At 59.0% G+C, this 15,417-nt stretch carries 12 protein-coding genes; 5 read left to right on the forward strand and 7 right to left on the reverse strand.

Going from position 1 to position 15,417, the window contains the following annotated elements; all coding sequences use genetic code 11:
* Positions 1-118 precede the first annotated feature (118 nt).
* Positions 119-1,378 (reverse strand): hypothetical protein, encoded by a 1,260-nt coding sequence (locus tag H4317_RS10265; RefSeq protein WP_185886391.1) that lies wholly within the window; start codon positions 1,376-1,378, stop codon positions 119-121.
* 220 nt (positions 1,379-1,598) lie between these two features.
* Between H4317_RS10265 and H4317_RS10270 the strand changes: the two genes are divergently transcribed.
* Together H4317_RS10270 and H4317_RS10275 are read left to right on the forward strand one after the other, a co-directional pair.
* Positions 1,599-2,702, forward strand: a complete 1,104-nt coding sequence (locus H4317_RS10270) for an Mrp/NBP35 family ATP-binding protein (protein WP_185886392.1) — start codon at positions 1,599-1,601, stop codon at positions 2,700-2,702.
* Between the two features lie 170 nt (positions 2,703-2,872).
* Entirely contained in the window at positions 2,873-3,208 is a 336-nt protein-coding gene (locus H4317_RS10275; protein WP_185886393.1) for a NifU family protein, read from the forward strand.
* Between the two features lie 205 nt (positions 3,209-3,413).
* On the opposite strand, the gene H4317_RS10280 is transcribed toward H4317_RS10275, so the two are convergent.
* A complete protein-coding gene (locus H4317_RS10280) occupies positions 3,414-4,160 on the reverse strand; it encodes a hypothetical protein (RefSeq protein WP_185886394.1) in 747 nt (248 codons plus the stop codon).
* 240 nt (positions 4,161-4,400) lie between these two features.
* Here H4317_RS10280 and fahA point away from each other — a divergent pair, with 240 nt between their 5' ends.
* The 3 genes from fahA to H4317_RS10295 all read left to right on the forward strand — a co-directional run bounded on the left by fahA (position 4,401) and on the right by H4317_RS10295 (position 7,663).
* The gene (fahA, locus tag H4317_RS10285) at positions 4,401-5,684 is read left to right on the forward strand and encodes a fumarylacetoacetase (protein ID WP_185886395.1); all 1,284 of its coding nucleotides are present in this window, start codon (positions 4,401-4,403) and stop codon (positions 5,682-5,684) included.
* A gap of 284 nt (positions 5,685-5,968) precedes the next feature.
* The gene (locus H4317_RS10290) at positions 5,969-7,123 is read left to right on the forward strand and encodes a zinc-dependent alcohol dehydrogenase (protein ID WP_185886396.1); all 1,155 of its coding nucleotides are present in this window, start codon (positions 5,969-5,971) and stop codon (positions 7,121-7,123) included.
* 12 nt (positions 7,124-7,135) lie between these two features.
* The gene (locus H4317_RS10295) at positions 7,136-7,663 is read left to right on the forward strand and encodes a hypothetical protein (RefSeq protein WP_185886397.1); all 528 of its coding nucleotides are present in this window, start codon (positions 7,136-7,138) and stop codon (positions 7,661-7,663) included.
* Between the two features lie 84 nt (positions 7,664-7,747).
* Here the strand turns inward: H4317_RS10295 and acs are convergent, their stop codons facing one another.
* From acs to H4317_RS10320, 5 genes are all read right to left on the reverse strand, one after another.
* Positions 7,748-9,673: an acetate--CoA ligase gene (gene acs, locus H4317_RS10300; RefSeq protein WP_185886398.1), complete on the reverse strand. Its 1,926-nt coding sequence runs from the start codon at positions 9,671-9,673 to the stop codon at positions 7,748-7,750.
* Positions 9,674-9,837: 164 nt separating this feature from the next.
* The gene (locus tag H4317_RS10305; RefSeq protein WP_185886399.1) at positions 9,838-11,802 is read right to left on the reverse strand and encodes an AMP-binding protein; all 1,965 of its coding nucleotides are present in this window, start codon (positions 11,800-11,802) and stop codon (positions 9,838-9,840) included.
* Positions 11,803-11,841: 39 nt separating this feature from the next.
* Positions 11,842-12,219 carry a response regulator transcription factor gene (locus H4317_RS10310; RefSeq protein ID WP_185886400.1) on the reverse strand — a complete coding sequence of 126 codons (378 nt, stop codon included), beginning with the start codon at positions 12,217-12,219 and terminating at the stop codon, positions 11,842-11,844.
* 79 nt (positions 12,220-12,298) lie between these two features.
* Positions 12,299-15,049 carry a sensor histidine kinase gene (locus H4317_RS10315; RefSeq protein ID WP_185886401.1) on the reverse strand — a complete coding sequence of 917 codons (2,751 nt, stop codon included), beginning with the start codon at positions 15,047-15,049 and terminating at the stop codon, positions 12,299-12,301.
* A gap of 79 nt (positions 15,050-15,128) precedes the next feature.
* Complete coding sequence (locus tag H4317_RS10320) at positions 15,129-15,374, reverse strand: hypothetical protein (RefSeq protein WP_260625621.1); 246 nt, start codon at positions 15,372-15,374, stop codon at positions 15,129-15,131.
* Positions 15,375-15,417: the final 43 nt, after the last annotated feature.

The raw sequence follows: 15,417 nt of genomic DNA on the forward strand, positions 1-15,417 counted from the left end.
CTGAGCTTGCCGAAGCATATCTACCGCTTCGTTGTAACAGCAGTAAATAGCCATAGGTAGAGATGCTTCGGCTGCGCTCATCATGACGTGCTTTATAGATGGACGTTACTTTATGACGTTAATAATTCCGACTGGCAGTGGTTTCGGGGATGATGATGACGTAGTCGTAGCCTAGGATGGTGGCTTGCAATTCCTGGTCGGCTACGGGCATTGCTTTATAGAGCATGGCCCGGCGCAAGGGGCGTATATCATACACCTGCCAGGCTGCGCCGGCTGGCGTGGCAGCCATAAACGGTTTGAGCATGGCTTCGTCGGCGGCGGTGTAGCTGGTGGCGTTTTTGCTGAAATCCACTGGGTTCTGGCCAGTTACTTTTTTGCCTTGTTTACCCATCACGAAGATGTGCAGCGTTTTCTGGTCGTGCGCGTCGGCCAGGTTCACGGCCACGTTGCCCACGTCATAGATGTCGCCCCAGATGCTGCGGCCCCGCCCCAGGTGATAAGCCCCAAACTTGAACAGCATAGGCGGCAGCGGCTGCCCGGCCTTCTGATACGGCGCCAGCTCCTGCAATAGGTTGCGCTTCATCAGGTTGATGCGCGTTTGATGGCCGCCGGGCTTACCGGAGGCATTTACCCTGAAAATATTCACGCTGGCCTCCAGGTCCTGCAGCAGCTGGCGCACTGCTACCGGCTCGGTGCTGGTCATTTTCCGCAAGCTGTCCAGCAGCGTGGGGCGCATGCCGTTGATGGTGATTTTGCCGTAGTCGGCGGCTATCAGGGCCGCCCGGTCGTGGGCTTGGATGGCGGTGGCTTGCTGCTGCAGGAAGGCACGGGTGGATTTACTTTTCACCTGCTCGGCCATCAGCGCCAGGGTACGGCCCGTAGTGGCGAAACCCTGCTGCTCGACGCCCACCAAAGACGTGCCCTGCGCACGCAGGGCGCGGGCCAGTTCAAATTCCTCCGCCCAGCTATAAAACGACAAATCCATCGGGTACTGCTGCAGAAACGCGGTGGGCAAGCCCGGCTGTGCGGTCAGGCGGGTCAGGTCCAAAGCCTGATACTTGTCGATTTCAGCTACATACACTTTAGGTTTCAGCACTTGTGCCACAGCCTGCGTGAAGGCCGGAATCTGGGCTATGCCGTGGTCTTCGCCTACCAGTACCAAGGCACTTTTCCGGATGTCCTGCTGCAACTTTTCCCACCCCGGCCCACTGAATTGAGTGCCCGTTTGCGTGAGGCTGAATTGATTTTGGCGCAACAGGCGCTGGAACGTGGTATCGGTGGGAGTTTGCGCGTGCGCAACAGAACTGAAGATGGCAGCCATCAGCAGGGTACCAGATACGCGAGTGACGCAGCGCCGGAAGCGAGAAGAGACGAGCATAAGGGAAATGAAGTGTAGAAATAGAACGCGCAAGAATACCGGCTTTCCGCCGAATTATGGGGCCAGCTGCCGGATAGAGGGGAATACCCACTGACTGGTTGTATGGTCCGATTAAAAATCCTGCTCACAGCACCGGCCCGGAAGGTAGCCGCACAACTTCAGCGCCGCTTTCCGGGTTATCTTTGCGCATTGCATCCGCATTTTCCCGACTGACTATCCAATGGTACCCATCACCAAAGAAGCCGTCCTCAAGGCCTTGAGCTACGTGGAGGAACCCGACCTGGGCAAAGACCTCGTCACACTCAACATGATTGAGGATGTAGCAATTAACGGCCGCACCGTTTCGTTCACGGTGGTGCTCACCACGCCGGCCTGCCCCCTCAAACAACTTATCCACGACGCCTGCGAGCGGGCTATCCATACGATGGTAGACGCGGAGGCCGAGGTAGTTATTGTAATGACTTCGCGCGTGACGAGCATGCGCCAGAACCGCGACCTGCTGCCTGGCGTCAAGAATATCATTGCCATTGCCTCGGGCAAAGGTGGCGTAGGCAAAAGTACCGTTACGGCCAACCTAGCCATTGCGCTGGCCAAAACCGGCGCCAAAGTGGGCCTCGTGGATGCCGATATTTCGGGACCCAGCATGCCACTCATGTTCGGTGTGATGGACGCCCGCCCGCACGTCTTTCAGGGTCCCGATGGCAAAAACCTGATTCAGCCGGTGGAAGCGCACGGCGTGAAGCTGATGAGCATCGGTTTTCTGGCCCCCGCCGAGTCGGCTATTGTGTGGCGCGGCCCGATGGCCTCGTCGGCGCTGAAGCAGTTCATCACGGAAGTAGACTGGGGCGAGCTGGACTATCTGCTCCTCGACATGCCTCCCGGAACCTCCGACATTCACCTGACCATGGTGCAGACCGTGCCCGTCACCGGCTCGCTCATCGTGACCACACCGCAGAAAGTAGCGCTGGCTGATGCGGAGAAGGGCCTGCAGATGTTCCGGTTGCCCCAGATCAACGTGCCGGTATTGGGCATCGTGGAGAATATGGCCTGGTTTACGCCCGCCGAGCTGCCCGACAACAAGTACTTCATCTTCGGGGAAGGCGGCGGTGTGGCGCTGGCTGAAAAGCATCAGGTGCCGCTGCTGGGCCAGATTCCGCTGGTGCAGAGCATCCGCGAGAACGGCGACTTAGGTACTCCGGCCATCCTGCAGGAAGGCACGCCGGCCGCCAACGTATTCGGCCAGTTGGCCGAGGAACTGGCGCGCCAGGTGAGCATCCGCAACGCCATTGCCCCGCGCACCCAGGTAGTACAGATGCAGTCCTAAGGGAGTAGCGAGGGGCAGCATTTCGGCGCAAACCGAAGCTCCTCGCTAGTTCCGGCAACTTTACCGAAACGATTCGTGTTTCGTGTATCCCTGCCAAAAGCAGTACTTTTACGCGCTGCCTGCCCCGGCAGCACCGCTAATTCAATACCCTCAGCGTTACTTTTCCTTTCATGACGCATTCCGCTGCTGTAGAAGATCATCCGCTCCTGCCCCGCATCGAGCAGGCCCTGGACACCATCCGGCCCTATCTGGCCGCCGATGGAGGCAACGTGCGCGTGCTGGGCATTTCCGACGACATGGTGCTCCAGTTGGAGCTACTCGGTGCCTGTGGCACCTGCCCCATGTCGCCGATGACGCTGAAGGCTGGCGTGGAGGAATCAGTGAAGAAGGCCGTACCCGAAATCCGCGCCGTGGAGGCCATCAACCTCACACCCATGTCGGCCCAGCCCGCCGGCCAGACCGGCCACCCTCAGTCGCCCGCGCCGGTACCAACCCCGCAGTTCTAAGTTTTCCTAAGTTACATACAGCAGCGCCCCGCTCCTGCCGGTTATCTGGTTGGGGCGGGGCGTTGCTGTGTTTAGGTTCAATGTTTTTAGAAGTATATATCTAACGGTTTTGGGCTTTACGTTCGGGCGGGTTTCGGAGCACAAAACTGTCAACCTGCACTGCACCCCGCCTGACGCAAAACCCGTGTTATAGGGCGTTTTTCTTCTATTCAATTCCGTATTCTCCAAAATATTCTCTTACCTTTTTCTTGTCATATTTGTCTTCACCACGCCAATGTAAAACAAATGTCCAATCGTGTTTACCAGGTTCTTTTCTGTCATAGCGTAAAGGCTTTAAAATATCAGCACAACCAAGTATTTCCATTAGAACGTGGCGTTCATTTTTTGAAACCTTAAACCCTTCTGTTAATCTATCACGTAGTTTACTCGGTGTTTCTCCGAATTCTGAACTGGCAATAACCTTGAGAATATTTTTTAAGATTTCAATGTCATTTTTGGTTGGTGTTGGAATGCTTTCTTTTTCGAGCAAATGTAAGTCAAGCCAGTTGTAAAGTCCATTATTATGTCTAACTCCGCCCCATTTTATCCTTTCAAAATTTAGAACATTCAAGTCCTCGTTTTCTCCGTGCCCGTAATAATAGTCGTTTATGTTCTTTTCTGTCAAAAGACGTTTTGCATTTTCATAACTTCCAAGTCCAGAACGCCAGTCAAGTCGTTTGTTGCTAAGGCTACAAAGGAAAGCGTCAGTAACTTTCTTTTTTGAAATTATTTTAACAGTATTATCAATATTTGAAACAAGGTCAACTTTTGAAATTGTCAACGGGTCGAACATTAAGCCTTTTTCTTTAGCATACTTAAAGTCGCCAGGTAATGTCTTTTGGTTTTCGTCACTTGTCCAACCAGCCGATGTCCAGTAAGTTTTGAATAATATGTCTTTCGCTTTTTTGTCCACTGTCGGTTGTTTTAAAATACCCTATAACATCCTTATTACCGAAACCATACTGGCTCCTAGTTTCGGTTATAGCACCAACGGGTATCCTATAACCGATACAATTCCTGCCGCCATGGTTGCGGCAATACGTAGCGGAAGCTACAGCACAAGATAGCGGCTTCACAGGATTCTGCTTCCCTTACCCACCATTCCGCCCACCCCGTTACCTTTACCGCTCCTACCAACCACCACCCTTCCCGAATGGCTAACCCCAACGACCCCGCTCTGCACTCCTGGATTGATATTGCCCCCGGCAGCGACTTTCCCATTCAGAACCTGCCGTTTGGCGTGTTCGAGACGGAGGAGCACGGGCCGCGGCTGGGCGTAGCCATTAGCGAGTACGTGTTGGATCTGTACGCCGTGTCGCAGTTCGGCTTTTTCGAGGATCTGGAGCTGGGTGCCAAGATGCCCAAGGTGTTTCGGCGCCGCTCGCTCAACCAGTTCATTGCGCTGGGCCGGCCGGCGTGGCGGGCCGTGCGCCAACGCGTGTCGGAGCTGCTGCGCCACGACAACGCCGCCCTGCGCGCCGATGAGGTGATGCGCGAGTGCCTGCTGCGCCAGAGCGAGGTGCAGATGCTGCGCCCCGTGAAACCTCACAACTACACCGATTTCTATAGCAGCATCGAGCACGCCACCAACGTGGGCATCATGTTCCGCGACCCGGCCAACGCTCTGCTACCCAACTGGCGCCACATTCCCATCGGCTACCACGGCCGGGCCAGCAGCATCGTTGTGTCGGGCACCGATATCCGGCGGCCCAACGGGCAGCGCAAGGCTCCCGATGCCGCCGCGCCCACGTTCGGCCCGTCGCAGCAGCTGGACTTTGAGCTGGAAGTAGGCTTCATTGTAGGCAAAGGCACGCAACTTGGCGACACGGTACCGATTCAGAATGCCGAAGACCACATCTTCGGGCTGGTGCTGTTCAACGACTGGAGCGCCCGCGACATTCAGAGCTGGGAATACGTGCCGCTGGGGCCATTTCTGGGCAAGAGCTTCGGCAGCAGCGTGTCGCCGTGGGTTGTGACGCTGGATGCGCTGGAGCCGTTCCGGGTGGCTGGGCCGGTGCAGGAACCCGAGCCGCTGCTCTACCTGCGCCAGCTGGATAAGCACAACTTCGACGTGAACCTGGAAGTGGTCATTCAGCCCGAAGGCGGGCCTGAGACTACTGTTTCGCACAGCAATTTCGGGCTGATGTATTGGAGCATGGCGCAGCAGCTCACGCACCAGGCTTCCAATGGCTGCAACCTACAGGTCGGCGACCTGTATGCATCAGGCACTATCTCTGGCCCTACGCCCGACTCGCTGGGCTCCATGCTGGAGCTGGCTTGGCGCGGCACCCGCCCCCTGCCCCTCGCCGACGGCTCAGAGCGTAAGTTCCTGCTCGACGGCGACACCGTGACCATGCGCGGCTACTGCGAGCGGGACGGTCTGCGCATTGGGTTCGGCGAGGTGACAGGCAAAATACTGCCGGCCCCAGTGCTCTAGCACTCCGCTACACAGTCTCAACAACTGCCCCGTTTCACAAGGAAGCGGGGCAGTTGCGCTTGTAGCTCCTGAGAGTAAAGGCCTGCACTACGTATTTATACCGCGGCGGTGAGTGCAAATACGTATTTAGAAGTTCATATAGGCGTTGGCGCAACTTTGAATAGGCAGGGCAGTACAATTTAAACGGCTGCAGGAAGTCTTCTTGGGAGCAGCCGGCTTCGGCAAGCTCCCTGTAAAGTTCCGCACCCCTTACTACTGTCATCCGAATCTAAAGCCCCAGCCTTATGCTAGCAATGGAATATCGTGGCCCCAAGAGGGTCCGAGCCGTTCAGAAACCAATGCCCGAAATGAAGCACCCGCAGGATGCCATTGTTCGGGTCTTGCGCACGTGCATCTGCGGGTCTGACCTGCACTTATACAACGGCAACGTGCCCGATACACGCGTGGGCTCCACTTTTGGCCACGAGTTTGTGGGAGAAGTCGTGGAAGTTGGCTCTGAAGTGACAAAGGTTAAAACCGGCGACCGGGTGCTGGTACCGTTCAATATTGCGTGTGGCGAGTGTCACTTTTGTCGGCAGGGCATGTTCGGCAACTGCCACGAATCGAATACCGAGGCTACAGCTGTAGGCGCTATTTTCGGGTACTCGCACACGGCGGGTGGCTTCGATGGTGGCCAGGCGGAATACGCGCGGGTTCCCTACGCCAACGTGGGCCCCACCGTCATTCCGGCTGATATGGACCTAGATGATGCCGTGCTGCTCACCGACGTGGTGCCAACCGGCTACCAGGCCGCCGAAATGGCCGGCATCCAGACCGGCGACACGGTGGTGGTATTCGGAGCGGGCCCCATTGGCATTATGGCCGCACGTTGCGCCTGGCTTTTCGGGGCGGGCCGCGTCATCATTATCGACCAGGAGGATTACCGCTTGGAGTTTGCCCGCAACTACTCGTACTGCGAGGCATATAACTTTAAGGAAATGAACGACCCAGTAGTGTTCATCAAGAAAATCACGGACTGGATGGGCGCTGACTGTGTGATTGACGCCGTGGGTGCCGAAGCCGCCGGCAACACCATGCAGACCATTACGGGCCGCAAGCTACTGCTGCAGGCGGGCTCGGCCACGGCGTTGCACTGGGCCATCAACTCGGTGAAGAAAGGCGGCGTGGTGAGCATTGTGGGCGTATATGGCCCGACAGATAACCTCGTGCCAATTGGCAACGTGCTGAATAAGGGGCTTACTATCCGGGCCAACCAGGCTTCGGTGAAGCGCCTGCTTCCGCGTCTGATTGACCACGTGCAGAATGGGATTATCAACCCTAAAGGCCTGATTACGCACCGCCTGCCCCTGGAAGAAGTGGCCGATGGCTACCGCATGTTCTCCGCTAAGCTGGATAACTGCATCAAAACCGTGTTGCTTCCACCCACCGCTAACCAGTAACGCCGCCCGACCATGAAAAACAAAACGATAGACCCTAAGCAAATCAAAGGCTGGGGCATAGATGCCGACCCGAAGAACGACCCTACCTACCCCATGCGGGACCGGATGAATGTGGGTGAAGACCCTGACAGCAAGCACCGTCCGGCTTCTCTGCAGCCCGTTGATACTGAAGTGTTACGCTCCATTGAGCGGCCCAACGTATCGGCGGTATTCGGCACGCCGGAGCCACCGCGGGGCCTCAGCGGCATGATCCGGCGGGCTGCCTTCAAGTATAGCGAAAACCGCTACCGCCACTGGCTGCCGTTGGTGCTAGCCGACCGTGTAAACGTAGTAGAAGGGGTAGTAAGTGACTTGCTGCACGGCCATGTACCCAATATCTACGCCGAGAAAGGCTATCCTGTAGAGTGGAAGCACAACCGCACGGCCTTCATCACAAAAATGGCCACTATTGCGCTGGCTACTGCTGGCGTTGTAGCACTGCTCAGTTCCGGCAAAAGCAAAAAGAAAGCTAAGAAGAAAGACTACCTCAGCCGTTACTAGCCGGTATCCTGCCTTTTTCTAGAAACAGAAACAGCCCCCAACACGTAGTTGGGGGCTGTTTCTGTTTCTAGGTAGTAAAACAATCTACTTCTTACCAGCTATAATCTCATCTACCACGGCCGGGTCCAGGAGCGTGGAGGTGTCGCCGAGGCTGCTGGTTTCGCCTTCCGCTACTTTGCGCAGAATGCGCCGCATGATTTTGCCGGAGCGAGTTTTGGGCAGGCCCGTCACAATCTGAATTTTATCGGGCTTGGCAATTTTGCCGATTTCAGCCACGATGGTTTCGATGATGCTGGCTTCGATGTGCACCTTGTCGGCCTCCTTGCCAACCGCACCCTCATGGCAGATGACGTAGGCATAAATGCCCTGGCCTTTCACATCGTGCGGGTAGCCCACTACGGCGCTTTCCACCACGTGCGGGTTCTGGTTGATGGCGTTTTCGATTTCGGCGGTTCCGAAGCGGTGGCCCGACACGTTTATCACATCATCAACGCGGCCGATGATGCGGTAGAGGCCGTTTTCGTCGCGACGGGCACCGTCGCCGGTGAAATAGTAGCCCGGATACGGCGCAAAATAGGTCTGGCGGGCACGCTCATGGTCGCCGTAGGTAGTGCGGAGAATACCCGGCCAGCTTTGCTTGATGGCCAAATAGCCCTCTTGGTCATTGCCTTCAATTTCAGAACCATCCTGGTTGAGTAGAACAGGTAGCACGCCGGGTAGTGGCAGGCCGGCGCGGGCCGGCACCGAGGGCGTGATGCCAGCCATGGCCGATATCATAATGCCGCCAGTTTCCGTCTGCCACCACGTATCTACCACCGGACACCGCTCCTTTCCTACGTGTTGATAGTACCAATACCAGGCTTCCTCATTGATCGGCTCGCCCACTGAGCCAAGCACCCGCAGCGAGTCCAGCGAATAGCTAAGCACGTTGTCGAGGGGCGCAGCCATGAGGCTACGGATGGCCGTGGGCGCAGTGTAGAAGATGCTGACCGAGTGCTTGTCGATGACTTCCCAGAAACGGCCGGCATCCGGATACGTGGGGATGCCCTCAAACATGAGCGAAGTGCTGCCGGCCAGCAATGGCCCGTAGAGTAGGTACGAGTGACCTGTCACCCAACCTACGTCGGCGGTGCACCAGTACACGTCGTTTTCTTCTACCTGAAACACGTTACGGAACGTGTAGTCGGCCCAGACCATATAGCCGGCAGTAGAGTGTACCACCCCTTTGGGCTTACCGGTACTGCCCGACGTGTAGAGAATGAACAGCGGGTCTTCGGCGTCCATTTCTTCGGCCGGGCAGGTTTTGGGCACGTCGGCGGCTTCCTCGTGGTACCATACGTCGCGGCCTTCCTCCATGTGCACGGGCCAGCCCAAGTGCTCCACCACAATCACGCGGCGGACGCTGGAACAGGTTTCCAGGGCTTCATCTACTACACGCTTCACCGGAATTTGCTTGGCACCGCGGTTTAGGCCATCGGCGGTGAGCACCACGGTGGCTTGGGCATCATTCACCCGGTCGGCAATAGCCGTGGCCGAGAAACCGGCAAATATCACTGAGTGCACGGCCCCAATACGAGCGCAGGCCAGCACCGCAATAGCCAGCTGCGGAATCATAGGCATATACAAGCATACCCGGTCGCCTTTTTCTACCCCATTGTTATGCAGCACATTGGCAAACTTGCAGACCTCTTGGTGCAACTCGCGGTAGGTAAGGCGCAGGTGGCGGGTCTTGGGGTCGTTGGGCTCGTAGATGAGGGCCAGCTTGTTGCCGCGTGAGGCCAAGTGTCTGTCGAGGCAGTTTTCCGTGATGTTGAGGCGGGCGCCCTCAAACCAGGTGTTGTGGCCACTGGCCATGTCGGAGCTCATCACCTTGTCCCATTTGCGCCGCCACGTGAAGGGGGCGGCCACCGAGGCCCAAAACTCTTCGGGGTGGTGAATGCTGAGGTGGTAGGCCTCGTGGTAGCCTTCAATGCTACGGATGCGGGGGTGTTTAGCAGGAGTTTCGGGCATGGGAGAAAGATGATGGGTGAAGAGGTGATGAGGTGAATCGTGACAGGTGACAGGTAAATGGTGAGGGGCTGGGGGCAGTTAATGGGGGCTGTCATCCTGAGCTAGCGAAGGACCTTATCACGCTGCACGGAATCGTTCCGGCGTGGTAAGGTCCTTCGCTCCGCTCAGGATGACAGGTTCGGCTGCTCGAAGGCCTGGCCTATGCCTCGGCGCTGGAGCACAGCCCCAATTTCCTTCAATATGGCGGGGTCGTCGATGGTGGAAGGTACGGTGAACTCCTCACCATCGGCCAGCTGACGCAGGGTTTTGCGTAGGATTTTACCGGAGCGGGTTTTGGGCAAGCGCTTCACAACAGCCGCCTGCCGGAAGCTGGCTACTGCCCCAATGTAGTTGCGGATCATGCTTACGACTTCCTGCTCTAGCTGCTCCTCTCCCACCGTCTGGCCGTCTTTCAGCACCACTAGGCCCACCGGGCGCTGGCCTCGTAGCTCGCACGCAATACCTAGCACGGCGCACTCGGCCACGGCTGGGTGCGAGGCCAGAATTTCCTCCATTTCGCCAGTACTGAAGCGGTGCCCGGCCACATTAATAACGTCATCGACGCGCCCCATGATGAACAGGTGGCCATCAGGGGCGCGGTAGCCGCCGTCGCCGGAGAGGTAGTAGCCGGGGAAAATATCAAGGTAGCTGCGCTGAAAACGGGCGTCATCCTGCCAGAGCGTGGGCAGGCAACCAGGCGGCAGCGGCAGGCACACCGCCACCAAGCCGGTGGTGCCAGCCGGTACAGGCTGGCCGGCTTCGTCCAGAATCTGTACGTCGTAGCCGGGCACAGGGTGGCCGGCGCTACCGGCCTGGGGGGCCGGCATATCGGCAAGGCCAGTGAGCGTAGCCAGCATCGGCCACCCCGACTCCGTCTGCCACCAGTGGTCAATTACAGGCACGCCCAGCGTGTGGCCGGCCCACTCGTAGGTAGAAGGGTCGCACCGCTCGCCGGCCAGAAACAGGTAGCGCAGGTGGCTCAGGTCATGCTGGCGGACCAGTTCCCCGCTGGGGTCTTCTTTCTTGATGGCCCGGATGGCGGTGGGCGCCGTGAACATCACGCTGACATTGTACTCGGCCAGCAACCGCCAGAACGTGCCGGCATCGGGGGTGCGCACGGGCTTGCCTTCGAACAGAATAGTGATACAGCCATGCAACAGTGGCCCATACACGATGTAGCTGTGTCCCACGGCCCAGCCAATATCGGAGCCGGCGAAGATGGTTTCGCCGGGTTGCAGGCCATAAACAGCCGACATACTGTACTTGAGGGCCACGGCATGGCCGCCGTTGTCGCGCACTACCCCTTTAGGCTTGCCAGTGGTACCGGACGTGTAGAGAATGTACAGCGGGTCGGTGGCATCGAGCGGCACGGCCTCAACGGGCGCGGCCCGCAGCAGCTGCCGGAAGTCCACGTCTCGGGTGCCCGCTCGCAGGTGGCCTTCTGCAGGGTGTTCCGGAAAGTCAGCGGAGCAGAAGTCTCGCTGTAGCACCACTAAGTAATCCGGTTTGTGGGTAGCATGCGCAATAGCGGCATCCACGAGAGGCTTGTAAGGCACCGGTTTATCGAACTCCATACCAGCCGAGGCGCAAATGAGCACGCGGGGCCGGGCATCATCAATCCGAATGGCCAGCTCAGGTGGTGCAAATCCTCCGAATACTACCGAATGCACCGCTCCCAGCCGGGCACAGGCCAGCATGGCCACCACAGCTTCGGGCATGTTGGGCATGTAAATTATGACTCGGTCGCCTTTTTCTACGCCCAGCTCGCGCAGGCCGCCTGCGCACCGGGCCGTCAGGTCCAGCAGCTCGTGGTAGGTGTAGGCGCGCTTGGTGCCGGTCACGGGCGAGTCGTAGAGTAAGGCCGGCTGCTCTGCGCGGCCGTTGTGCACATGGTAATCGAGGCAGAGCCAAGCGGTGTTGAGCTGCCCACCCCGAAACCAGCGGTAGAAGCCAGTGGCAGCATCCTGGCTCAATACTGGGCGGGGCGGCTCACGAAACCAAGCCAGCTGCCGGGCCTGCCGGGCCCAAAAGGCATCGGGGTCAGCGAGGCTGGCGGCATACGCAGCAGCATAGGAAGTGGCAGGATTCATGGCGGCGTGGAAAGTGAGTGGGGCGGGCAGGAATCGGGGTTAGGCGGGAGTAGCCAGCAGCTCTTTCACTTTTTCCATGAGCTGGCGGGTACTGAAAGGCTTGGGCATGTAGAGGTCGGCTCCAACTTCGTAGCCTTTCTGAATATCGGCCTCCTTGCTTTTGGCCGACAGGAAGATGACGCGCGTGCTGGTGCGGCCGGGGTGCTGCCGAATGTGGCGGCATACCTGGTAGCCATCTACATCGGGCATCATGATATCGAGCAGCACCACGTCGAAGGCGCTGTGGTCTACGGCCTCCAGGGCTTCGGTGCCGTTGCGCGCAATACTGACCTGGTAGCCGTTTTTGCGCATCAGAAATTCGAGCGACATCACAATGTTGGGCTCGTCATCGACGATGAGAATGTGGGGCGTCGGCATGAGCAAATGGTTTGTTTTCGGGTGGACGACAGGCAGAACTGGAGCGGGTTGGGCGGGTATGATAGTGCGGGCGGGTTGCTTATTCTTTCACGGGCAGCTCGATGGAGAAGCGGGCACCATGGTCGGGCTGGCTCTCGACCCAGATGCGGCCGGCGTGCAGCTCCACTATTTTGCGGGTGATGGCCAGGCCCAGGCCGGAGCCTTCGGGCTTGCGTGTGGTCTGGTTGCGGGCCTGGAAAAACTTGTCGAAGATGAGTTGATGAAACTCGGGTGCAATGCCTTTGCCGTTGTCCTGCACCCAGAAGCGCAGGCTTTCGGCATCGGCCTGGGCCACCACCCCAATGCGCCCGGTGCCATCGGCGCGGCACGACTTGATGGCGTTGGAAAGCAGGTTTACCAGCACCTGCATCAGCCGGTCCCGGTCGCCGGGCAGGCGGGGCAGGCCGGGCGGCACGGCCAGATCCAGCTGAATCTGCTTGTCGCGCAGCAGCTGGCCCACGGCTTCCAGGGCATCGGTTATTACATCGGCTACGTCCACGGGGCTCTTTTCCAGCGTCGCCTTCCCCGACTCAAATTTCTCCAGGTCCAGCACCAGCGTAATCAGCCGGCTCAGCCGCTCCGACTCCTTGGTAATGGTGAGCAGGAACCGCTGCCGCTCCTCGTCGTCCAGGTCGGGGTTGTCGGACAGGATTTCGGAGAGGGCGCGGATGCTGGTGAGCGGGGTGCGCAGCTCGTGCGTAACGGTGTAGAGGAATTCGTCTTTGTGCTGGTCCAGTTCCTGCAACTGGTCGTAGGCGGCCTGCAGCTGCTGGGTGAGGCGCTGGAGCTGGCGTTGCTGCTTCTGGAGCTGGCGGTTGGCTTCCAGCAGCTGCTGGCTTTCCTTCAGAATCCCCACTACGTTATCAAAGCTGATGTCCTCGGCTGCTACCGACGTGCGCAGCAGCAGCCGCGCCGACGCTGGCCCGATGGAGCCGGCCAACAGCTTTTCGGCGTAGGCCAGCAGGCGCGGGTCGGCTTGGGGCGGGGTGAGGTCGTCGGTGGCGTGGGCATCCGGAAAACGGTCCTGGAAGGCACGCAGGGCTTGGTTGGTACGCTTTTTCCCCAGGAATCCCATCAGTAGGGCGCGCACGTCGGGCAGCGGGGCGGCGCTCTGCCAACCGGCCGGCCCCTCGAACCCGGTACCGTTGCGGAACACATCTACGAACACATGGGCCTGGTGCTGCTCCAGCGCCGTAGGCTCGCGCAGCAGCGACACGCCCACGTAGAGGCCCACATTGAAAAACCAGCTCCAGAATAGCCCGTGCGAGAGGTAGTCGAGCCCTTCAAGGCCGAACAGCGCAAACGGCCGCAGCCAGCTCAGCCCAAATAGTCCCTCGTTCAGCACCGTTTCCGGCAGCAGATCAGGCCCCACCATGGTAGGCAGCACCAGCGTGAAAAACCACACGAAGAAGCCCGCCAGAATACCGGCCGTGGCGCCCTGCCGGGTGCCGCCTTTCCAGTACAGGCCGCCGAGCACCACGGGCACAAACTGCGCCACCGCTGCAAACGACACCAGCCCGATATTGACCAGTGGCAGCAGATGGCCCACCGCCGCGTAGTAGCCGTAGGCTAGCAGCAGCACCAGCACCACGGCCAGCCGGCGGCTCTGCAGGGCTACCTGGCTGAGGTAGGCAAACCAGCGGGCACCTTCCGCCCGCGCCGTCGGAATCCGGACCAGCAGGGGCATCAGCAGGTGGTTGCTCATCATCACGCTTAAGGCAATTGTTTCGACGATAATCATGGACGAAGCCGCCGACAAACCGCCCAAGTAGATGAGCAGCGCCAGCCACGGATGCCCGGCCTGCAGCGGCAGGGCCAGCACAAACGTGTCGGCATCGAAACGGCCGGTGCCCTCCAGCAGCCGCCCGCCAAAAGCCAATGGCAGCACAAATAGGTTGATGACGATGAGGTAGAGCGGAAACAGCCACATGGCCTTTCGCAGGTGGTCTTCGTTCACGTTTTCCACCACCGACACCTGAAACTGGCGGGGCAGCAGCAGAATGGCGGCCATGCTCAGAATCAGGAGCGTGAACCACTGCGCGCCGCTAGTCCCGGCCCCGTGCAGCGTGAACAGGCGGCTCAGGTCGGGCACAGCGGCGGCGCGCTCAAACACATCCGCAAACCCATCGAACAGCCCGTAGGTGACAAAGAGGCCCGCCGCCAGAAACGCCACTAGCTTCACCAGGCTTTCCAGCGCCACGGCCAGCACCATGCCCTCATGCCGCTCGGTGGCTTCCACGGAGCGCACCCCAAAAATGATGGTAAAGAAGGCCAGCGCCACGGTGGTGTAGAACGCCGAACCGGCCGCCGCGGCATCTTCTACGGGCAGGCTTAGCGCATTGGCAGGCCGAGTCAGGATGTCGAAGGAAACCGCTATAGCCTTGATTTGCAATGAAATGTAGGGCACAATACCCAGCACGCATACCACCGTCACGAGGGCCCCGAGCCAGGCACTTTTGCCGTAGCGGGCCGAAATAAAGTCGGCAATGGAGGTGAGGCGCTGCAGCCGGCAGATGCGGATGATTTTGCGCAGCACCAGCCACGCCGCTGGCGCCATGAGCGTGGGTCCCAGATAGATACCCACGAACTCCAGCCCGAAATGTGCCGCCCGCCCCACGGAGCCATAGTACGTCCAGGCGGTGCAATACACAGCCATGCTCAGAGCATACACATAAGGGTTGCTGACGAGGCTGCGCCGTCCCGAACCGGCCCGCCGCTCCGCCGCATACGCCACCCCAAACAGCAAAGCCAGGTAGCCGAACGAAAAGCCGATGACGAGCAGAATGGGCACGGAGCGAGTAAGAAAACGCGTGGAGTGATGCAGTAGGAAATCGAGCCCTACACTAGTAGTGCAAGGCTGCTGGCTCGGGTTACTTAGTTCGGACCAGCCAGCCTGTCAGGAGCACCAGCGCGCACCAGGCCAGCAGCACGTAGAGGTAGAGCACCGGAATTCCCCCTACCCTGCCGTCGTGGTCGAAAACGGCCAGTAGCGGAAAGTTGAACAGTATCCCGAACAGCAGGGAAACGAACAGCAGCCGTTGTCCGCGCCGCTGCTCCGGGCGCTCCTGGGACGGAATAGGTGGCATGGGCGACGAGGTATGAGGGAGTGGGAGCATGGCGGCAACATAATAAAGTCCGCCGAACCAACGGCCCGGCGGA

The sequence above is a fragment of the Hymenobacter sediminicola genome, assembly GCF_014250515.1.
In the GTDB taxonomy this organism is placed as follows: Bacteria; Bacteroidota; Bacteroidia; order Cytophagales; family Hymenobacteraceae; genus Hymenobacter; species Hymenobacter sediminicola.